The sequence below is a fragment of the Halorubrum cibi genome, assembly GCF_900182635.1.
GTDB lineage: Archaea > Halobacteriota > Halobacteria > Halobacteriales > Haloferacaceae > Halorubrum > Halorubrum cibi.
The window spans coordinates 302,753-321,746 of record NZ_FXTD01000003.1; the positions used below are offsets into that span (position 1 = coordinate 302,753).

Here is an 18,994-nt window from a genome sequence, read left to right on the forward strand (position 1 = left end):
CGCTACCTAGAACAGTCCAGAGACGTCTCCGTCCGCGTCGACGTCGATCCCCTCGGCGGCCGGCTCGGCGGGAAGCCCCGGCATCGTCATCACGTCGGCAGTCTTCGCCACGAGGAACCCGGCCCCGGCCGAGGGCGTCACCTCCCTGACGGTGAGCGTCCACCCCGTCGGAACCCCGGTCAACGAGGCGTCGTCCGAGAAGGAGTACGGCGTCTTCGAGAGACACACCGGGAGGTCGCCGTACCCCCACTCCTCGAGGCGATCGACGTCGTCGTCCGCGCCGTCGACGTACTCCACCCCGTCAGCGCCGTACACCTCGCGGGCCACCGTGTCGATCTTCTCCCGGACCGGCTCGTCCACGTCGTACAGGGGCGCGAACTCCCCGGTTCCGGCCAGATCCCGAACTCGCTCGGCGAGGTCGATCGCCCCGTCGCCGCCGTCGCGGTACGCCGTGGAGCGGGCGACCGCGATCCCGTCCTGTGTGAGTTCCTCCTCGAGCGCCGCGAGCTCCGACTCCGTGTCGTCGGGGAAGACGTTGATCGCGACGACCGCGGGGATCCCGAACGACTCGACGATCTCGACGTGGCGTCGGAGGTTGGCGACGCCCGCACGCACCGCGTCCGCGTCCGGCTCCGCGAGGGCGTCGAAGTCGGTCGGCCACATCTCCAGTCCGTGGCGTTTGGCCCCCCGAACCGTCGCGACGACGACCGCGACCTCCGGGACGATCCCCTCGCGAGCGACGATGTGGGCGAACTTCTCCGCGCCGAGGTCCGCGCCGAAGCCGGCCTCCGTGACGAGGAACTCCGAGAGCGACGCGCCGACGCGGTCGGCCACGAGGGTGTTGGTGCCGTGCGCGATGTTCGCGAACGGGCCGCCGTGGACGAGCGCCGGAACGCCCTCGACGGTCTGAACGAGGTTCGGCCGAAACGCGTCACGGAGCAGGGCCGCGACCGCGCCGGTGACGCCGAGATCCGCCGGCGTCACCGGTTCGCCGTCGGCGTCTTCCGCGAGGACGATCCGAGCGATCCGCGCTTTGAGGTCCTCGAGATCGCTCGCGAGCCCGAGCACCGCCGTCAACTCCGAGGCTGCGGTGATGACGAACTCGTCCTCGCGGGGAACGCCGCGTGCGGGCCCGCCGAGCCCGACTACCGTCTCCCGGAGCGCGCGGTCGTTGACGTCGAGCGCGCGCGGCCAGTCGACCCGTCGCACGTCGATTTCGAGCTCGTTCCCCTGGTGGAGGTGGTTGTCGAGCGCCGCGGCGATCAGGTCGTGTGCGGCCGTCAGCGCGTGGATGTCGCCGGTGAAGTGGAGGTTTATCGCCTCCATCGGCAGCACCTGCGAGCGGCCGCCGCCGGCCGCGCCGCCCTTGATCCCGAAGACCGGCCCGAGCGAGGGCTCGCGGATCGCGACCGTCGTGGACTCGCCGAGCCCCGCGAGTGCCTGACCGAGGCCGACGGTGGTCACCGTCTTCCCTTCGCCCTTCGGCGTCGGCGTCATCCCGGTCACGAGGACGGTCGTCCCGTCGACGTCGCCCGCGGTCGCCGACCGAACCGCCCCCTGTGTGAGCTTCGCGATCCCCTCGCCTCGCGGCTCGATGTCCTCGGGCGTCAAGCCGAGATCTCCGGCCACCTCCTCGATGGGTCGCGTGTCCGTCGCGCGCGCGACGGCGAGGTCGGATTCGGGCGTTCCGTCGTCGAGATCGGCGTCGGTCGTCACCATACCGGGCCTTCACGCGGGCGGGTCAAGAGCGTTGGAGGTCGTTCCGGTCGCGTGAGAGCGCGGGCGTTCTCGAAAAGGCGGGTGACCCGTTCAGTCGTCGGCCGGTTCGGGGTCGTCGCCGGTCGGCTCGCCGCCGTCCGAGACGGTCACCGCGATGTCGGCGGCGGCCGCCTTGTACTCGGGGATCTTCGCGCGGTCGTCGAGTACGTCGTTCGTGAGTCGGTTCGCCGAAGCAGCCGCGAAGTGCGGCGTCGTCCAGACGACGCCCTCCTTGATGTCCTCGGTCACCTGCGCTTTCACCTCGATCTCGCCGCGGCGGGACCGGAGCGTCACCACGTCGCCGTCCTCGATGCCGTAGTGATCGGCGTCGTTCGGGTGGACGTCGACGAAGTTCTCCGGGTGCTGGCGCGAGAGCGTGGGCGAGCGTCGGCTCATCGTCCCCGTGTTGTAGTGCTCTTCGAGGCGGGCGGTGGTGAGGATGAGCGGGTACTCCTCGTCGGGCACCTCCGCGGGCGGCTGGTGGCGGACGCCCTCGATCTGCCCGAGGCCGCTCTCCGTGTCGAAGGAGTCCTCGTAGAGGAACTGGTCGCCCTCGTCGCCCTCCTCGTAGCAGGGCCAGTGAAGCCCCTCCTCGCCGAGACCGTCGTAGGTCATCCCGTGGTAGATCGGACAGACCTCCCGAAGCTCCTCGAAGACGGCCTCCACGTCGTCGAAGCGGAACTCCTCCTCGTTGAAGAGGCGGCTGCCGACCTCCATCAGGATCTCGAGGTCGTGTTTCGTGTTCTCGTGGACCTTCTCGACGCCGCGCATCCGCTGGACGCGCCGGTCGGTGTTGGTCACCGTGCCGCCGCGCTCGGCCCACGTCGTCGCCGGGAGGACCACGTCCGCGAACTCGGCGGTCTCGGTCATGAAGATGTCCTGTGCCACCATGAACTCCAGCGACTTCAGCCGCTCCTCGACGACGTTGCCGTCGGGTTCGCTCATCACGGGGTTCTCGCCCATCACGTAGAGTCCGTGGACCGACTTGCCCGCCTCGTGAGATATCTCGACGTTCGTGAGGCCGGGCTCGTCCGGCACCTCGAAGCCCCACACCTCCTCGACCGACTCGCGAGCCTCGTCGTCGTCGACGAGCTGGTAGCCGGGCAGGACGTTCGGCATCGCGCCCACGTCGCTCGTCCCCTGGACGTTGTTCTGACCGCGGAGCGGGTTGACGCCGGTACCGGGCTTGCCCAGGTTACCCGTGATCAGCGCGAGGTTGATCTCGTTTTGAACGTTGTCGACGCCGCAGGTGTGCTGGCTCATCCCCATCCCGGTGAAGATGGCGGCGTTGTTCGCCATCGCGTACTTCTCTGCGGCGAGTTCGATGTCCTCGACCGGGACGCCGGCCTCCTCGGCGGCCTCCTCCTTGTCGAAGTCCGCGAGCGTCTCCTTCAGGTGCTCGAACCCCTCGGTCCGCTCCTCGATGAAGTCCTCGTCGATCCACCCCGCGTCGGGCTCCGCCTCGTGCCTCTCGAGGATCGTCTTGAGCACGACGTTCAGGAGGGGGATGTCGGCACCCGGATTCAACTGGAGGTGCATGTGGCGGTCGGTCTCCTCGATGTCGAACGAGCGCGTGGTCTTGTTGGCGTGGGGGTCGACCTGGATGACGGTCGCGCCCTCTAAGACCGCCTGTCGGAAGTACTGGCTGTTGGCGATCGGGTGCTGCTCGCCGGGGTTCGCGCCCTGGATCCAGAACACGTCCGCGGCCTCCTCCAAGTCCTCCATGCTGTTCGTCATCGCGCCCGCGCCGAGGCTGGTCCGGAGCGCCCAGACGGTCGAGGCGTGACACATTCGGGTACAGTTGTCGACGTTGTTGGTGCCGTACCGGCGCGCGAGCTTCTGGAGGAGGTAGTTCTCCTCGTTCATCGTCTTCGAGGAGCCGTAGAATCCCATCCCGTCGGGGCCACATTCCCCGCGGATCCGCTCCATCTCCGAGACGATCCGGTCGTACGCCTCCTCCCACGTCGCCTCGCGGAACTCGCCGTCCTCCTTGATCAGCGGCTCCGTGAGCCGGTCCTCGTGGTCGATCACCTGCGTCGCCGCGCCCCCCTTGATGCAGATCCGGCCCTCGTTGACCGGGGCGTCGCCCCACGGCCTGAAGTTCACGTCACCGCGGTCATCGCCCTGTTGGATCTGGATACCGCAGCCCACGCCGCAGTACGGGCAGATCGTCTTGACCGCGTCGTCACCCTCACTGGACACGTCGATCACCCGCTCGAAGCGTGTTCATGTGTCACGATCTATGCCGCTAGTTCCATGAGTGTGTCGGTGACACTCCTTCTCAGGAACGAAGCGTCTCCGAGAGGCCCGAATCCGGTCCCGTCGAGGACCCAGTCCCGTCGACCGCCGCGAGCCGACTCACTGCCGACTCACCGCCGACGCGCTGCGACCCGCTCCTCGGCCGTCTCCGCCGAGACGATCTCGTAGAGCACCGCCCGGCCGCCGTCCGCCTTCGGTCGGAGGATCCGGCCGAGCCGCTGGGTGAACTCACGCTCGCTGCCCGACCCCGAGAGGACGACGGCGACGTTGGCGTCGGGGACGTCGACCCCCTCGTCGAGGACGTTCGCGGCGACCACCCGACCGTAGGTCCCGTCGCGGAACCGCTCGAGGACCTCCCGGCGCTCCGTCGCGCCCGTCTCCGCGGTGATCGCGGGGACCAGGAACCGCTCGGAGATCCGGTAGACCAGTTCGGTGTGGGCCGTGAAGACGATGACCCGGTCGTCGCGATGGCGCTCGAGGAGGTCCGCGAGCCGCTCGAGCTTCCGGTCGGCGTTCATCATGACCTCGCGGGCGGCCGACTTCGCCAGCAGCGCCTCCCGTGCCCGCGGGTCGTTTCCCGACCGCATCACCAGCTTGCGGTAGTCGTCGCCGCTCGTGAAGGTGATCCCCGCCTCGCGGACGTACTCGAGGAAGGTCCCCTGTTTCTCGTCGTACCGCTCGCGCTCCTCGGGGGTCAGCTCCACCTCGATCCGCCTGACGTCGTAGGGCGCGAGGTGGTCGCCCGCGAGGTCGTCGACGTCGAGCGCGTAGACGCGGTCGCCGACGAGTTCCGCGACCGTCTCGTGGGCCCCGTCGGGCCGCTCGAACGTCGCCGTGAGCCCGAGCCGGGCGGGCGCGGCGAGCAGTCTGGCGATATCCTGGTACCCCTCGCCGCCGAGGTGGTGGACCTCGTCGAAGACGACGAGCCCGAACGCGTCGCCGACGTCCTCGGCTTTGAGGTACGCGGAGTCGTACGTCGACACCGTGATCGCCTCCCTGCGCTGCTCGCCGCCGCCGAACCGACCGATCGGCACGTCGAACTCGGCCTCCAACTCGCGCTGCCACTGCTCGAGGAGGTCGATCGTGGGGACGACGACGAGCGTCGGGACGCCCGAATCGACCATCGCGCGGATCGCGATCACGGTCTTGCCGGCCCCGGTCGGCAGCTCCAGGACGCCCCGGTCGTCGGCGTCGTGCCACGCCGCGAGCGCGTCGGCCTGGTACTCCCGGAGGTCGTACTCGGTCGAGAGTGCGAGGTCGACACCGTCCGGATCGTCGCCGTTTCCGTGCTCCCACGCCGGCACCCGGTCGTCGACGGGGACGCCGGCGACCTCGAGCGCCCGCCGGATCGCCGCGTAGCGGTACGCGGGGGCGCGCCCCGTGCCCGAGCGAGGGTCGGTCTCGACGCCCGGAAGCGGCGGTAGGCCGGGAGCGTCGCGGTCCGCCTCACCGGCGGCACGCTCGTCGGTGCCGCGGTCCGTCCCGCCGTCGCCGTCGCTCCTGGCCGGATCGGCCTCGACCCGGATCGTCCCGTTCTCGTACGACAGCCGCACCGTCATCGGTCGGAGTTACCGACCGACTGATAAAGGACCACCGCCTCGGTCCCCGCATGCGCGCGGCCGAACTCGACCCCGAACTCGCGGCGGTCGTCGACGAACTCGAAACGCTCGGACTCCCGGAGTGGCACGACCTCTCCGTCGAGGCCGCCAGACGCCTGGAGGACGAGGTGTTCTCCGGCGAGCCGGAGCCGCCCGTCGAGAGCGTGCGGGACCTCGCGTTCGACGGCCCGCACGGCGAAGTTCCCGTGCGGGTGTACCGACCGACGGCCGCGACGGGTCCCGGCGCCGCGACAGACTCCGACACGCCGGCCGACGCCGACGGATCGCTCGATGCCGACGCGCCGGCCGCCCGAACCCTCGTCTACTTCCACGGCGGCGGCTGGACGCTCGGGACGCTCGACTCCATCGACGGCCCCTGTCGCGAGCTGGCGACGCGGACCGATTCGGTGGTCGTCTCCGTCGACTACCGGCTCGCGCCCGAGCATCCCTTTCCCGTCCCGGTCGACGAGGCGGCCGCGGCGGTCGAGTGGGCCGCGAGCGTCGCGGACGCGTTCGGCGGCGACCCCGACCGACTGGGCGTCGCCGGCACCAGCGCGGGCGGCGCACTCGCCGCCGCCGCGGCGCTTCACGCCCGCGAGTTCGACGGCCCCGACATCGCGGGCCAGTTCCTGTTGTACCCGATCGCCGGGTACGACTTCGGGACGGAGTCGTACCGCGAGAACGCCGACGGGCCGCTCCTCACCCGCGCCGACATGGAGTGGTTCTACGAGCAGTACCTCCGGAGCCCGGTCGACGCGGAGAACCCCTTCGCGGTCCCGCTCCGGGCCGACGACCTCGGCGGACTTCCGCCCGCGACCGTCGTCACCGCCGGCTTCGACCCGCTTCGCGACGACGGGCTGGCGCTCGCGGAGCGGTTCGACGAGGACGGAACGTCCGTCGAGAGGCGGCACTACCCGGCGATGGCGCACGGCTTCTGTAGCCTCACGGACCGGGTCGCGGTCGCGGAGGAGGCGCTCTCGGCGGTCGCGGCCGATATCAGAGACCGGTTGTAGTCGGGGGAGCGTGGGGGTGCTGACCGTCGCCCGGAACGCGCCTAGAACAGTGCCTCGTCCGCGTCGAGGACGCGCGCCGGCCCACCGACCTCCCAGACGTCGGTGTCGATCCCGATCTCGGCGATCCGCGACTCCACCCGGTCGACGTGTTCCGCGCGGGTGTTGACGTACACCGACGCGCCCGTGTCGGTGGAGAAGTAGACGTCGATGCCCGACTCGCGGAGCTCGCGGACCGCGTTGAACACCGCGATCGTCTCCGGCTGCCAGTACACCCAGCCGGCGGGGCCGGTCATCGTGGTGGCCGTGAGCGACAGCGAGTCGTGTTCGGCGGTCCCGTATATCCGGTCGAAGTCGCCCTCTCGGAGGGCGTCCGTCATCTCCACGAGCTGGTCCTGGACGTGAGCGGTCCGCGCCTGCATCATGTGGCTCGCGGCGGCCTCGCGGTGGGCCTCCTCCGTCTCCTTGTAGGCGGGGACGTGCGCGGCCACGATCCGGAGGTCCTCCTCGGGGTCGAAGCCGTCGTCGCCGACGCCGACGTCGAGCCGGCGCGACCGGCAGTCGGCGTCGTTGAGTCCGGCCTCGAGGAGCGAGTACGCGCCCGTGACGGCGCGGGCCGCCGAGGAGGAGCCGAGTCGAGCGACGGTCGAGACCTCCGGCAGGTCGAGGTCGAGTCCCGCGGCCTCGACGAGCGCGAGCGCGGCGGCCGCGAACCCCGACGACGAGGAGCCGAAGCCGATGTTCGACGGGAAGGAGTTCTCGCTCTCCAGCCTGACGGCGGCGTCCGTGTCCGCGCGCTCGCGGACCTCGTCGACGACCGCCGCGATCCGCTCGGCCGCCCGCCCCTCGACCGCCTCGCCGCCGATGACGTAGGTGTCCTCCGGGGCGTCCGGCTCCCACTCCACGGTGGTCGTGGTCGCGGTCGGGGCGGTACAGAGGCTGATGCTGTCGTGGTACGGGTAGCGACGCCGTTCGTCGCGCATCCCGTGGTACTTGACGAGCCCCTGGATCGGGTGGGCACGCGCGGTGGCCTTGCCGGTCATACCTCGGGAAGCGTCCGGCGGGGGATTAGTCGTTGCGATGAGCGGGAGGAAGCTCCCGATAAATAACGGAGATGCGGCGGTGCGCCTCCGAGTGCCCCGCAGGGGCACGAAGAGCCCGCGAGGGAGTTGCGAGCGCGTTCGCGCTCGCAACGAGGCTGGGGAGGCGTGAGGTGCGGTTGCGGTGCTGTGCGGTTCGGAGTGGCTGGGGCTTTGGAGATGTTCACCGCAGATCTGCGTCAGTCGTTTGAAATAATACGTACGACGGTCAGTCCGAATTCCGAAGCAAGAGGTAGATCACTACTACCAGCAACATCACGTCGAGGCCCGCGACCAGCGTCAGCGGGGTGCCGAACCCCCACTGCCACGCCCACTCGCTACCCCGAGCCTTCGCGTCCCCGTAGATCCACCGCCCGAGCGTCGCCCAGAGGACGAGAAGCGCCGCGAAAAGAAACAGTTCGTCGCGGACGACGGTGACGCCCCAGAATCGATACGTCGGCAACCCTGCGACGGAGGGAGCGAGGACCATTGACGGGTCCGCCTTCTCGTCCCGTTTATAAAAAAACCGACATCGGAAGCCGACCGAAACCGGACGCACCGCGGCGCATCGTGGTCACTTCCGACCCCGCGACGGCGACGGGATCGAGGGGAACCCTTTTTGACGGGTCGGCGGGTACTCCGCCTCATGACCGAGTACACCGTCGAGTTCGTCGGCACCGGCGAGACGATCGAGGTGTCCGACACGGAGACGATCCTCCAGCCCTGTATCGAGGAGGGGATCGCCCAAGAGTACTCCTGCCGCGTCGGCATGTGTCTCGCCTGCTCCGCCGAGATCGTCGAGGGTGAGGTGACCCAACCGGCGGCCCGTGGGCTGACCGACGAGGAGGCCGAGGAGTTCGCGCTCACCTGTATGGCGCGCCCGCAGTCCGACCTGAAACTCGACCGCGGGAAGTACCCGCCGAGCATCGAGGAGGACGCGGACGCGGGGTCCGGCGGACCGGCCGCGGCGGCTGACGACGACTGAGTCCGCAACGTCGACCGACCCTACAACGACTGAGTCCGCAACGTCGACCGACCCTACAACGACTGAGTCCGCAACGTCGACCGACCCTACAACGACCGAGCCCGCGACGGCGACGACCCCTCAACGTCGGTCGATCCCCGTTCCCGCTACGGATCGGTTCGCCCTCGGCCGCTTACAGGTCGCGCGACCGACCCAAGTGGAGCAGTTCCCCGCCGCAGTCACAGCGACCCGCCGTCTCCGATCGAGTTCCGCATTCGAAACATTCGTACAGTTCTTCTCCCGTTTCCGTCGTGTTCGGCCTCATGGTATCCAGTAGCATGCCAGAGCGGATAGGTTTGTACCTTATATCCATAGTATTGTTTGATCGGATACGAGGTGTTCGGGTTGACGAACGGTCGGATCCGCGACGACGTTCCGGCCCCTCGGCTCCTCGGGATCGTCGCGGAGGACGTGGACGGTCACCGTCGTCAGGTGAGCGACTCGCAGGCGACGCCGTCGCCGTCGCCATCGAGTCCGTGCGGATCCCCCGAGACTCCGTCCAACACGGCTTGAGCCTGAGCCCGCGTGTCGAAATCCGAACAGTCGTAGTCGCCGTCGGACGGCGGAGGCGGAACGGTCACGTCGCCGGTGTCGGTCGGCACGAGGTCGGCCGCACGCGACGCCTCGAACCCCCATACGCCGACGGACCGCTCGCGAGCGTCCCGTTCCGCCGCGTCGAACTCCTCGCGCATCGAGAACGAGGAGTCGTACACCCGCGCGTAGCCGTTCGAGAGGAGACCCTCGTTGAAGTTCTCGCCGTCGACGTACACGTACGCGAGGAGCCGCCCGAAGCCGCCGCGGCGGTCCGCCTCCTCGTCGAGCGCGATCCGAACCTCCTCGTCGGCCAGGTCGTCGGTCGCGTGGCGCGTCGCCTCCTCGCCCCACTGATAGAGGTGACGTCGGCCGGCGGCCGTCTCCGGGATCCCCTCGAACTTGCCCGGCGAGACCGTGTCCAACGAAGTCTCCGGGGTGTCGACGCCCAACAGTCGGACGGTGTCGGTCTCCCCGTTCGGGAACTCGACTTCGATCGTGTCGCCGTCGATCACTCGAGTGACGGTCACGATCCACTCGGTGCCCGTCCCCGGACCGCGGGGATCGGTTACGGGCTCGTTCGAGCCGGAGGACGGCGAGGGCCGATCGTCGACCGCGGTCCCGGCACACCCCGCGAGCACGACGAGCAGGAGGACGGCGAGTGTGACGCGTTGCCCGCGGAAGTTCATACCGGATGAAACGATCTCGTCTACAAGAGTCGTTCGGTGAGAACGAGAGTATCGAGGCTTCGCTTTCAGACCTGTTCCCGCCTGAAACGATCGTTCGATGAAGAGTGTTAGTGGTACGGATGTTTCGGTGGGGATCGGGGTGATGAGAACGGGATCGTTGCTGAGGCGGTGACTATCTCCAAAGGAGGAGTCGACGTCGTCCTCGCGACAGCGAGGCGCTCCGTGCCTCTGGCAGCCGGCGCAAAGCGCCGGCGACGCCACCGCGATCGCTCTCTGCTTCGCCTGTTCAGAGCGTCTCCCCTGTCGAGAGACTCACCGATGCCCGTCGCTCACGTCGCGATCCACATCAGCCAGACGTTCGAGCCGGTGAGGTAGAGCCCGACGATAGTCAGAAGTACCGGTGGGAAATAATAGAGGAGCCCGTCGCCATCGCGGGCTCCGAGGACGCTGATCCACAGCATGACGAGGTACACCGCGATCTTGAGCCCGACGAGTCCGGCGAGGCCGAAGGAGTCGAGCGCCAAGGCGACGATCGGATTGGCCTCCTCGATCTCGGGGACGTACGCGAGGAAGGCTATCGTCGAGACGATGTCGCCGACGCCGTACGTCGAGGTGGCGGCGATCCAGAGGGTGTAGAACTCCTCGGGCCGCCGGAGGTACGCCGGGTGTCGTCGGGTCCGATCGCGGGAGCGTGACACGTCGGCTCGTGGCCGGGACGGAACCTGAAACTGTCGCTCCGGGGCGGTTTTCCGACCACTTCGGGGGCGATTCCGTATCTCCCGTGACCGCTTCCGGACCGGTTCGCGGCCGCTTCCGGATCGCTTTATGTCGGTCGGCGAGTGCGACGCGTATGGGAACGCCGCTCGAACCGCGCGAGGCGCAGGTCGAGGAGGTCCTCGAGAGGCTCTACGAGGAGTATCCGGACTCCACCATCTCGCTGAAATACTCGAACCGGCTGGAGTTGCTCATCGCCGTGATCCTCTCGGCGCAGTGTACCGACGAGCGCGTCAACACGGTCTGTTCGGACCTGTTCGAGACCTACGAGACGCCCGAGGAGTACGCGAACGCACCTCAAGAGGAACTGGCCGAGGCGATCAACTCGATCACTTACTACAACAACAAAGCGAAGTACATCCGCTCGGCGTGCGCGGACATCGCGGAGGAACACGACGGCGAGGTCCCCGACACCATGTCCGAGCTCACCGACCTCGCGGGCGTGGGGAGAAAGACGGCGAACGTCGTGCTCCAGCACGGCCACGACGTGGTCGAGGGGATCGTCGTCGACACGCACGTCCAACGGCTCACGAGGCGGCTTGAGATCACGGAGGAGGAACGGCCCGAGGCGATCGAGGAGGACCTCCTCGGGATCGTCCCCGAAAAGGACTGGCAGCAGTTCACGCACCTCATGATAGACCACGGGCGCGCGACGTGTACCGCGATCAACCCGGACTGTGCCGACTGCGTGCTCGCCGATGTCTGTCCCTCCGCGAAACCCGACGCCGACGTGGACCTCGCGAGCGGCGAGGAGTGGTAGACCGGTCCGGAGCGGAACCGATCCACGGCCTCGTGTGGTTATAATGACCCCGTCGATCGGGGGAATCGACGATCTCCTTCCCCGCAACGTGGAACGCCCTTCCCCCCTTATGTGTTCACCCGGCGTATCCGTAACCGGAGAGAGACACTATGTCCACCAAAACCACCAACGAGTTCGGCGGGGAGTTCGGCGGGATCACGCTGCTGGGGAGAGCGCACTCGCTGTCGGCGCTGTTCATCGTCCTGCTTCGAGCGACCATCGGCGGGATGATCCTGTTCGCGGGCCTTGGGAAGGTGAGCGAGTGGCCGTTCGACGCGAGCGGGTATCTCGCGAACGTCGACCCCGCGAGCCCGGTCAGCGGACTGTTCGGCGCGATGGCGTCGATGCCGGCGCTCATGGAGATCGTTAACGTCGTCGTCCCGGTGACGCAGGTGCTCATCGGCGTGGCGCTCATCGCGGGGGCGTTCGTCCGGCTGGCCGCCTTCGGCGGGGCCATCCAGATGACGATGTTCTACCTCGGCGGCTGGGCGGGCGAGTTCCTTGCCCTGTTCGACTCGACGCTCATCTACGCGGCCGTGTTCCTCACGGTCGCCGCCTTCGGTGCGGGCCGGATCCTCGGCCTCGACGCCTACATCGAGCGGATCGAGGTCGGCGGGATGCCTCTCATCGAGCGGTTCCCGGCCGCCCGCTACCTCCTCGGCTAAGCCGGGAGCGCGGCCCCGTCGAACCCTCGGTCCGACTCGTTTTGCGTCCGACTCGTTTTCCGGCAGTTCGATCGCCTCTCGTTGCGAGTCTTCTCCTTCGAGACGCCAGTTCTTCGGGATGCCGTCGGCGCCGCCGCCGAGGCGTTTTCGAAGCATCGTGGTACCGTCGCGAAGCGATTTCCCCCATCCAATCCTTATAATAACGCACGGGCTAATCGGCTCGTAATGGAACTCGGTTCGCGGGACGCGTTCACCCGAACGGGAACGCTCGGCATTGAGGAGGAGTTCTTCGTCGTGGACGCCGACGGTCGCCCAACCTCCGGGACCGACGACCTCGTGTACGGTCGCGACCCGCCTCCGGAGGTCCCCGAGGGGTTCGATCATGAGCTGTTCAAGTGTACGATCGAGGCGCAGACGCCGCTCATCGAGGACCCGGACCGGGCGGGCGACGCGCTCCGATCGGTCCGGAGGGCGCTCGTCGATCACGCCGCCGAGGACGGCTACCGCATCGCGGCCGCCGGATTACATCCGGCCGCGCGGTGGCGCGAGCTGGATCACGCCGAGAAGCCGCGGTATCGCTCGCAGCTCGACCGTATCCAGTACCCCCAACACCGGAACACGACGGCGGGCCTCCACGTCCACGTCGGCGTCGACGACGCGGACAAGGCGGTGTGGATCGCCAACCGCCTCCGGTGGTACTGTCCGGTGTTGCTCGCGCTGTCGGCGAACTCCCCGTTCTGGAACGGTCACGACACCGGGCTGGCGTCGGCGCGCGCGAAGGTCTTCGAGAACCTCCCGAACACGGGGATCCCCTCGGCGTTCGCTGACTTCGACTCCTTCGACCGGTTCGAGCGTCGCATGGTCGAGCAGGGATCGATCGAGGACCGGGGGGAGCTCTGGTTCGACGTGCGCCCGCACACCGGCCACGGCACGGTCGAGGTGCGCGCGCCGGATGCCCAGCGCGACCCGGAGCGGACGCTCGCGTTCGTCGAGTTCGTCCACGCGCTCGTCGTCGACCTCGCGAAGCGGTACGACGACGGAGCGGCCGGATCTGAACCCGATTCCGGATCCGACTCCGGCCTCCGCCGCGAGCTACTGGACGAGAACAAGTGGCGTGCGATCCGGTACGGACACGACGCGTCGTTCGTCACACGCGACGGCGAGGCGACGGTCTCGCTCGGCGAAGTCGTCGACGAGGAGTGCGACCGCCTGGGGATCGACGGGATCCGGGACGTGTACGATGCCGAGAGCGGGACCGACCGCCAGCGCCGGATCCGAGAGGAGGGCGGGCTCGACGCGCTGTGTGCGGACCTCGTGTTGGATCCGCGCTGAACCCGGTTCCGTCGGAACGAAAGCGACGAGAAACCCTTTTCCGCGCGGGGAGCGACGTTTCGGGCATGACCACGGACGACGACGCCGAACGCGGAGACGACATCGTCGGCGACGGCGACGACGGATCGCCGACGGAGCGGACGAAAGAGGAGCTTCGAAAGACTCGCGAGCGGCTCGGCGAGGGGGCCGACAAGGCGGTCAAGGGGTTCGACGACAACGTCGTGGACCTGCTGGCGTGGCTGCTCGACACGGAAACGCGGGCGCGGATATACGTCTATCTCCGTGAGAACCCCGAGAGCACCAGCGACGAGGTCGCGGACGGGACCGGCCTCTACCCGAGCACCGTTCGGGAGGCACTCGCGGAGCTTCACGAGGAGGAGACGGTCTCGCGGGGGAAACGCGAGGCCGACGGCGCGGGCAACAACCCCTACGAGTACGAGGCGATCGCGCCGAGCGAACTGGTCCGCGGCGTCGTCGGCGACGTCCAGGCAGAGCTCAACGCCGTCTTCAACCTCGACCGGCGGCTGGGCGGGGAGTCCACCGAAGGCGACGACGAACCGGTCGAGATATCCGTAGCCGGATCGGACGAGGGCGTGAACGGGACGACCGACGAGGACGACGGAACCGAAGACGACGACCGGCCCGAAGACGGCGCCGACGATCGGTAACTGAACCGATCGAACCGGACCGAACCGATCGACGTCCTCGCGGTCGGTTCGGGATGATTTAAGTCCCGTCCGCGCAACCAACGGACATGAACGTCGCGCTCGGCGGCACGTTCGACCCCGTCCACGACGGCCACCGGAGGCTGTTCGAACGGGCGTTCGAGCTGGGTGACGTGACTGTCGGCTTGACCTCCGACGAGCTCGCCCCGAAGACCCGACACGTCGAGCGGTACGTCCGCCCGTACGAGGGCCGCAAACGCGACTTGGAGGCCGAACTCGAACCCCTCGCGGCGGCACACGACCGCGAGTTCGCGGTCAGGAAACTGGATGAACCGACGGGGATCGCCGTCGAGCCGCAGTTCGACGCGCTGATCGTCTCGCCCGAGACGAAGGTGGGAGGGAAACGCATCAACGAGATCCGCGAGTCGCGCGGCCACGACCCGCTAGAGATCGTCGTCGTCGACCACGTCCCCGCCGACGACGGCGAGCGTATCTCCTCGACGCGCATCGTCGCCGGCGAGATCGACGAACACGGAAACATCACCCCCGACCGGGAGGGCCGGGGCGCGACGCGGCCCGAATGACGCGACTCGTGCGGACTCTCCTCGGCGAGGCGGGATTCGAGCGCGCCGCCGTCTGGAGCGCGACCGGGTTCGCGCTCTCGATCGTCGCCCTCCGAGCCGCGGGAGCGCTGGGATCGGCTCCGATCGCGATCGCGGTCGCCTGTACGGCCGTGGTTGGGGTCGGCGTCGCGGGATTCACGCGGGTCGACGGCGGGCTACTCCCGAGCGTGCTCCTCGCGTACGGACCGGTCTCGGCGGCCCTGCTCGAAATTCTCGGCCCCCGGATCCGCCTCGTCGCCGGCGGCGGGATCGCGGTCGACGCGGGCGGTGCGGGCGGCGGTCCGCTCTCGACCGGCCTCGCGCTCGCGGAATCCCTCGCGTTCGCGGTCGCCGGCGCGGTCGCGCTCGGGGTTGTCGGCTTCCTCGTCGGTCGCGGGCTAGCGGCGGCGACCGGTGGAGACGCGGGGAACGACGGCGGGGACTCGAAGGACGACGCCGGATCCCCCACCGCCGACGCCGACGACTGATCCGTCTCTCACTCCTCGAGCGAGCCGTTCAACACCTTCGCCGCGACCAGTATCGGGTCCCAGACCGGGCTGAACGGCGGCGCGTACGCCAAGTCGAGCCGCTCGAGTTCGGGAACCGTGAGGTCCGCCTCCAGCGCGGTCGCGAGGGTGTTTATTCGAACGGCCGCGCGATCGGGTCCGACGATGCTCCCGCCGATCAGCCGCTTCGTGTCGCGGTCGGCGACGAGCGTCACGTCCGTCTCGGCCGCCCCCGGGTAGTACCCAGAGCGCGAGCCCGCGGTGACCGTCTCGCTCACGGGGTCGAAGCCGGCCTCGGCCGCTTCCTTTTCGTCGACGAGCCCGACGCGACCGCACTCCTGGTCGAACGCCTTGACGACGGCCGTCCCGGCGATCTCGCCGACCGGCGTCGGGTCGCCGGCGACCGTCGCCCCGATCGCGCGGCCGGAACGGTTCGCCGTGAGGCCGAGGGGCATCCAGGCCTCCTCGCCGGTGACAGCGTGGATCGCCGTCGCGCAGTCGCCGGCGGCGTACACGTCCGGGAGGTTCGTCCGCCCGTATTCGTCGGTCCGGATCGCGCCGCCCTCACCGAGTTCGACGCCAGTTCCCGACAGCAGCTCCGCGTTCGGCTCGATGCCGACGCCGACGATCGCGAGGTCGACGGCGAGCGACTCACCGTCGAACGCGACCGCCTCGATCCGACCGTCACCGACCAGACCCTCCACGGGACTCCCGGTGTGGACGGTCACGTCCCGGTCTTCGAGTTCCGCCTCGACTCGCTCGCCGACCGCCTCGCCGAACGGCGGGAGGAGGTGGTCGGAGCGCTGGAAGAGATGAACGTCGAGCCCGCGGCCCGAAAGCGCCTCGGCCATCTCGACGCCCACGTACCCGCCGCCGACGATCGCGGCGGTCTCGGGGGCGGGCATGGCCGCGTTGCGGTCAACGCGCTCGCGGTCGACCGCCGACACGTCTACGCGGCCGGGATCGTACTCGTCGGGGTCGGCGACGTACGCGTCGATCGCCGCCGCGGTGTCCATGTCGTGGAGGGTGAACGCACCGTCTACCCCCCGCACATCGAAGGGGCCGGTGACGGCGCGGCCGCCGGTCGCGACGAGCAGGTCGCCGTACGGCTGCTCGAACCCGTCGCCGTCGGCAGTTTCGACCGCGACCGTCGCGGCCTCAAGATCGACTCCGACGACCTCGTGGCCGCGCCGGAGGTCGATCCCGCGATCGTCGACCTCGCTCGGCGACAACGAGAGCAGGTTCGACATGTGCTCGATCCGTCCCTCGATGAAGTACGGCATCCCGCAGTACGCGAAGGAGATCCAGCGTCCCCTCTCGAAGACGACGACGTCGCGGTCGGGGGCCTCCCGGCGGAACTTGCTGGCGGCGCTCAGTCCGGCCGCGTCGGCACCGACGACGACGAACGGGTCGGTCATGCGAGGGAAGTCGCCGACCGTGGATAAAAAGCCGTCCCCGACGTGTGCGGCGGACGCACCGGACGTGAGACGGCTCTGGCGCGGTCTACGAGCCGTTTCCGCCCTCCGCCGCGCCCTCGACGCCGAGCGCGTCGAACAGCTTCCGGCGGACCGCCTCCTCGGTCAGGTGGAGGAGCGTGTCGCGGTTCCCGCCGCTCGCCTCGATGCCGGTGAAGATGCCGAGCGGGATCTCGACGGAGCCCTGCGTCGAGTGGCCCGCGGCGTCGCCCATCTCCGCGAACGCCTCCTGGAGGACGTTGCCGATGTTGAGCCGAATGTCCTTCGAGCGGGCCGCGAGGTAGATGTGATCGTCCGCGATCCCGAGGACCGCGGTCGTCGTGATCCCCTCGAGGTTGAGGAGGTGTTGAGCGGCCTGTGCGAGCGCCTCGCGGTCGCGGATGAACCCGGCCGTCGAGAAGAGGTGGCTCCCCTGAACCTGCCGGTTCTGGATCGCCTCGGCCAACACGTCGAGCGTCTCCGGGCTCATCGAGGGCGACTCCACCTGCTCGAGCGTGTCGTGGTTGGCGAACGGGTGGAGGTATGCGGCCGCGGTGAGGTCCGCCGGCGTGGTGTCGCGTTTGAAATCCAGCGTCTCCGCGCGGATCCCGTACAGCAGCGCGGTCGCGACCGCCTCCGTCGGCGACTGGTCGAACTCCTGGAGGTACTTCGTGAGGATCGTCGACGTCGAGGAGACGTTCGTCCGGACGTCGACGAACCGCGCGTCCGGCGGCGCGTCCGACTCGAGGTGGTCGATGTAGACGTCGATCCCGGTCTCGAAGTCCATCTCGTCCTCGGCGGACTTCGCGAGGTCGACGGCTGCGACCGTGTCGTACTCCGAGAGCGGGGGTGCGTCCGCTCGGGAGCGTAAGTCGATGCCGAGCAAGTTCACGAACGCACGGTTCTCCTGGTGTCCCACGTCCCCGGAGTAGAGGATGTCGGCCTCGACACCGAACGCGTCCGCGATCGCCTGGAGAGCGGTCGCGGACGCGATCGAGTCCGGCTCGGGGTTGTCGTGGGTGAGGATCGCCATCCGGCCGCCGCCGCCCTCGATGATCTCCGCGAGCTGCCGCGCCATGTACTCCAACTCGCCCGTTTCGAGCGACTGGAGGGCGCTGTCGGCTATCACCGTCGACGGGTTGATCACCACGTCCGCGCCGCGCTCGCGCAGCTCGTCCTCGCTCACCGGGTCGGACGCGCGCACGACCACGTACTGGTCGCCGTCGACCTCGCGGATCGCGGAGACGGCCGCCTTGTTGGCCTCGACGTCCGAGGCGAGGATCAACACGATGTCCCGGTCGTCGAGTGCGTCGACGACGTCGGGCTCGGAGATGTCTTGAACGCGCGCGTTGAGGTCCTGGTCCCGCAGCGCCTCGACGCGGCTCTCGTCGCGGTCGAGGATGAGCACGTCCTTGCCGCGTTCGGAGAGCGACTCCGCGACCGCGTGGCCGACGCTCCCGCAGCCGAGTATCGCGTACCGCGTGCGTGCCGAGCCGGATGCGCCACTCATTGGGGCGAGTTTCCGCGGGACGACACTTAACGAGTGCGCTCTCGCCGCGGCGTCCCGGTCCGTGAGAGGGCCGTCTTCATCGAATTCGCGCGCTCGTTCGGCGGATATCGCCGTCACCGACTCGGATAGGTGAGGGGGCCGTCGCCGCCGTGGTGCCCGGCGAATGAAAAGGCCTTTTACCGTGACTCGGATACGGAAGGTCGAGGGCCGGTAGCTCAGTTAGGGAGAGCGACGGACTCTTAATCCGTCGGTCGCGTGTTCAAATCGCGCCCGGCCCGCTTTCTCAAAGACGGATACCAAGTTAGGTCGTTAGCGGCTGAACTGTCTATACATAGCAGGTAGCGCCATTAGAAGGTTTGGGAATAACCGTCGATTTGGCGTCAGTTCGTTTCGAGTGTGATGCGCATCTGCTCCTTACTGCGGTTTGCTATAGTTGAGTTGCCTCCTATCTATTAGTTCAGTCAGCGCGCGCGAGAATTAGTAGACTGTAGAATTGTTCGGTGTGAGTCAATCGGGAGGTGGCACGGTGAGGAGGGGGCTGGACGTGACCGCCGACAGAGTGGATAACTCACGAGATGATGAACATACACTACGCCGAAGCAACGAACAACGAGCAGATGGAATGACAAGAGGACTATTTAGTATGCTGTGTTGAATAGATGCTGAGTCACGGTCACAGCGGCTCACACAGCGGTTCTATGTTGGTGATGGCGAACATCAAGACAATCTCACGGAACTG

The 18,994-nt window shown here is 68.4% G+C and carries 18 protein-coding genes and 1 tRNA gene; 9 read left to right on the forward strand and 10 right to left on the reverse strand.

What is annotated here, in order from left to right; all coding sequences use genetic code 11:
• Positions 1 to 6: 6 nt before the first annotated feature.
• From FN829_RS05835 to FN829_RS05845, 3 genes are all read right to left on the reverse strand, one after another.
• A complete protein-coding gene (locus tag FN829_RS05835; RefSeq protein ID WP_142986056.1) occupies positions 7 to 1,719 on the reverse strand; it encodes a formate--tetrahydrofolate ligase in 1,713 nt (570 codons plus the stop codon).
• Positions 1,720 to 1,809: 90 nt separating this feature from the next.
• On the reverse strand, positions 1,810 to 3,960 hold the full coding sequence (gene fdhF / locus FN829_RS05840) for a formate dehydrogenase subunit alpha (protein WP_142986057.1): 2,151 nt from the start codon (positions 3,958 to 3,960) through the stop codon (positions 1,810 to 1,812).
• A gap of 167 nt (positions 3,961 to 4,127) precedes the next feature.
• Positions 4,128 to 5,576 carry a DEAD/DEAH box helicase family protein gene (locus FN829_RS05845; RefSeq protein WP_142986058.1) on the reverse strand — a complete coding sequence of 483 codons (1,449 nt, stop codon included), beginning with the start codon at positions 5,574 to 5,576 and terminating at the stop codon, positions 4,128 to 4,130.
• A 50-nt stretch (positions 5,577 to 5,626) separates the two neighbouring features.
• On the opposite strand from FN829_RS05845, the gene FN829_RS05850 reads away from it, so the two are divergent.
• Entirely contained in the window at positions 5,627 to 6,628 is a 1,002-nt protein-coding gene (locus FN829_RS05850; RefSeq protein ID WP_142986059.1) for an alpha/beta hydrolase, read from the forward strand.
• 41 nt (positions 6,629 to 6,669) lie between these two features.
• Here FN829_RS05850 and mvaD read toward each other — a convergent pair whose 3' ends face one another.
• Both mvaD and FN829_RS05860 read right to left on the reverse strand, forming a co-directional pair.
• Entirely contained in the window at positions 6,670 to 7,668 is a 999-nt protein-coding gene (mvaD, locus tag FN829_RS05855; RefSeq protein ID WP_142986060.1) for a phosphomevalonate decarboxylase MvaD, read from the reverse strand.
• Positions 7,669 to 7,933: 265 nt separating this feature from the next.
• Positions 7,934 to 8,194, reverse strand: a complete 261-nt coding sequence (locus tag FN829_RS05860) for a hypothetical protein (protein WP_142986061.1) — start codon at positions 8,192 to 8,194, stop codon at positions 7,934 to 7,936.
• A gap of 156 nt (positions 8,195 to 8,350) precedes the next feature.
• Between FN829_RS05860 and FN829_RS05865 the strand changes: the two genes are divergently transcribed.
• A complete protein-coding gene (locus FN829_RS05865) occupies positions 8,351 to 8,689 on the forward strand; it encodes a 2Fe-2S iron-sulfur cluster-binding protein (protein WP_142986062.1) in 339 nt (112 codons plus the stop codon).
• 172 nt (positions 8,690 to 8,861) lie between these two features.
• Here FN829_RS05865 and FN829_RS16400 read toward each other — a convergent pair whose 3' ends face one another.
• From FN829_RS16400 to FN829_RS05880, 3 genes are all read right to left on the reverse strand, one after another.
• Positions 8,862 to 9,197 (reverse strand): rubrerythrin-like domain-containing protein, encoded by a 336-nt coding sequence (locus tag FN829_RS16400; protein ID WP_321169399.1) that lies wholly within the window; start codon positions 9,195 to 9,197, stop codon positions 8,862 to 8,864.
• The gene (locus FN829_RS05875; RefSeq protein ID WP_142986063.1) at positions 9,157 to 9,948 is read right to left on the reverse strand and encodes a thermonuclease family protein; all 792 of its coding nucleotides are present in this window, start codon (positions 9,946 to 9,948) and stop codon (positions 9,157 to 9,159) included. Before FN829_RS05875 ends, FN829_RS16400 begins: the two co-directional genes overlap by 41 nt.
• A 329-nt stretch (positions 9,949 to 10,277) precedes the next feature.
• Positions 10,278 to 10,646 carry a hypothetical protein gene (locus FN829_RS05880; RefSeq protein ID WP_142986064.1) on the reverse strand — a complete coding sequence of 123 codons (369 nt, stop codon included), beginning with the start codon at positions 10,644 to 10,646 and terminating at the stop codon, positions 10,278 to 10,280.
• 152 nt (positions 10,647 to 10,798) lie between these two features.
• Between FN829_RS05880 and nth the strand changes: the two genes are divergently transcribed.
• From nth to FN829_RS05910, 6 genes are all read left to right on the forward strand, one after another.
• Entirely contained in the window at positions 10,799 to 11,482 is a 684-nt protein-coding gene (gene nth, locus FN829_RS05885) for an endonuclease III (RefSeq protein WP_142986065.1), read from the forward strand.
• Positions 11,483 to 11,631: 149 nt separating this feature from the next.
• Positions 11,632 to 12,186: a DoxX family membrane protein gene (locus FN829_RS05890; RefSeq protein WP_142986066.1), complete on the forward strand. Its 555-nt coding sequence runs from the start codon at positions 11,632 to 11,634 to the stop codon at positions 12,184 to 12,186.
• A gap of 225 nt (positions 12,187 to 12,411) precedes the next feature.
• Positions 12,412 to 13,518, forward strand: a complete 1,107-nt coding sequence (locus FN829_RS05895) for a glutamate--cysteine ligase (RefSeq protein ID WP_142986067.1) — start codon at positions 12,412 to 12,414, stop codon at positions 13,516 to 13,518.
• 65 nt (positions 13,519 to 13,583) lie between these two features.
• Positions 13,584 to 14,186, forward strand: coding sequence for a winged helix-turn-helix transcriptional regulator (locus FN829_RS05900; protein WP_142986068.1), 603 nt, complete (start codon positions 13,584 to 13,586; stop codon positions 14,184 to 14,186).
• Between the two features lie 86 nt (positions 14,187 to 14,272).
• Positions 14,273 to 14,767, forward strand: a complete 495-nt coding sequence (locus tag FN829_RS05905) for a phosphopantetheine adenylyltransferase (protein WP_142986069.1) — start codon at positions 14,273 to 14,275, stop codon at positions 14,765 to 14,767.
• Positions 14,764 to 15,273, forward strand: a complete 510-nt coding sequence (locus FN829_RS05910) for a hypothetical protein (protein WP_185955698.1) — start codon at positions 14,764 to 14,766, stop codon at positions 15,271 to 15,273. Before FN829_RS05905 ends, FN829_RS05910 begins: the two co-directional genes overlap by 4 nt.
• Positions 15,274 to 15,281: 8 nt before the next feature.
• On the opposite strand, the gene FN829_RS05915 is transcribed toward FN829_RS05910, so the two are convergent.
• A complete protein-coding gene (locus FN829_RS05915) occupies positions 15,282 to 16,709 on the reverse strand; it encodes an FAD-dependent oxidoreductase (protein WP_142986070.1) in 1,428 nt (475 codons plus the stop codon).
• Positions 16,710 to 16,794: 85 nt separating this feature from the next.
• The gene (locus FN829_RS05920) at positions 16,795 to 18,255 is read right to left on the reverse strand and encodes a DHH family phosphoesterase (protein WP_142986071.1); all 1,461 of its coding nucleotides are present in this window, start codon (positions 18,253 to 18,255) and stop codon (positions 16,795 to 16,797) included.
• A gap of 204 nt (positions 18,256 to 18,459) precedes the next feature.
• On the opposite strand from FN829_RS05920, the gene FN829_RS05925 reads away from it, so the two are divergent.
• Positions 18,460 to 18,533, forward strand: a tRNA-Lys gene (locus FN829_RS05925).
• The last annotated feature ends 461 nt before the right edge of the window (positions 18,534 to 18,994 follow it).

Coding starts and splice junctions, on each gene's coding strand:
- FN829_RS05835 (WP_142986056.1), bottom strand. CDS start 1,719: ATGGTGACGACCGACGCCGATCTCGACGACGGAACGCCCGAATCCGAC.
- FN829_RS05845 (WP_142986058.1), bottom strand. CDS start 5,576: ATGACGGTGCGGCTGTCGTACGAGAACGGGACGATCCGGGTCGAGGCC.
- FN829_RS05850 (WP_142986059.1), top strand. CDS start 5,627: ATGCGCGCGGCCGAACTCGACCCCGAACTCGCGGCGGTCGTCGACGAA.
- mvaD (WP_142986060.1), bottom strand. CDS start 7,668: ATGACCGGCAAGGCCACCGCGCGTGCCCACCCGATCCAGGGGCTCGTC.
- FN829_RS05860 (WP_142986061.1), bottom strand. CDS start 8,194: ATGGTCCTCGCTCCCTCCGTCGCAGGGTTGCCGACGTATCGATTCTGG.
- FN829_RS05865 (WP_142986062.1), top strand. CDS start 8,351: ATGACCGAGTACACCGTCGAGTTCGTCGGCACCGGCGAGACGATCGAG.
- FN829_RS16400 (WP_321169399.1), bottom strand. CDS start 9,197: ATGGCGACGGCGACGGCGTCGCCTGCGAGTCGCTCACCTGACGACGGT.
- FN829_RS05875 (WP_142986063.1), bottom strand. CDS start 9,948: ATGAACTTCCGCGGGCAACGCGTCACACTCGCCGTCCTCCTGCTCGTC.
- nth (WP_142986065.1), top strand. CDS start 10,799: ATGGGAACGCCGCTCGAACCGCGCGAGGCGCAGGTCGAGGAGGTCCTC.
- FN829_RS05890 (WP_142986066.1), top strand. CDS start 11,632: ATGTCCACCAAAACCACCAACGAGTTCGGCGGGGAGTTCGGCGGGATC.
- FN829_RS05895 (WP_142986067.1), top strand. CDS start 12,412: ATGGAACTCGGTTCGCGGGACGCGTTCACCCGAACGGGAACGCTCGGC.
- FN829_RS05900 (WP_142986068.1), top strand. CDS start 13,584: ATGACCACGGACGACGACGCCGAACGCGGAGACGACATCGTCGGCGAC.
- FN829_RS05905 (WP_142986069.1), top strand. CDS start 14,273: ATGAACGTCGCGCTCGGCGGCACGTTCGACCCCGTCCACGACGGCCAC.
- FN829_RS05910 (WP_185955698.1), top strand. CDS start 14,764: ATGACGCGACTCGTGCGGACTCTCCTCGGCGAGGCGGGATTCGAGCGC.
- FN829_RS05915 (WP_142986070.1), bottom strand. CDS start 16,709: ATGACCGACCCGTTCGTCGTCGTCGGTGCCGACGCGGCCGGACTGAGC.
- FN829_RS05920 (WP_142986071.1), bottom strand. CDS start 18,255: ATGAGTGGCGCATCCGGCTCGGCACGCACGCGGTACGCGATACTCGGC.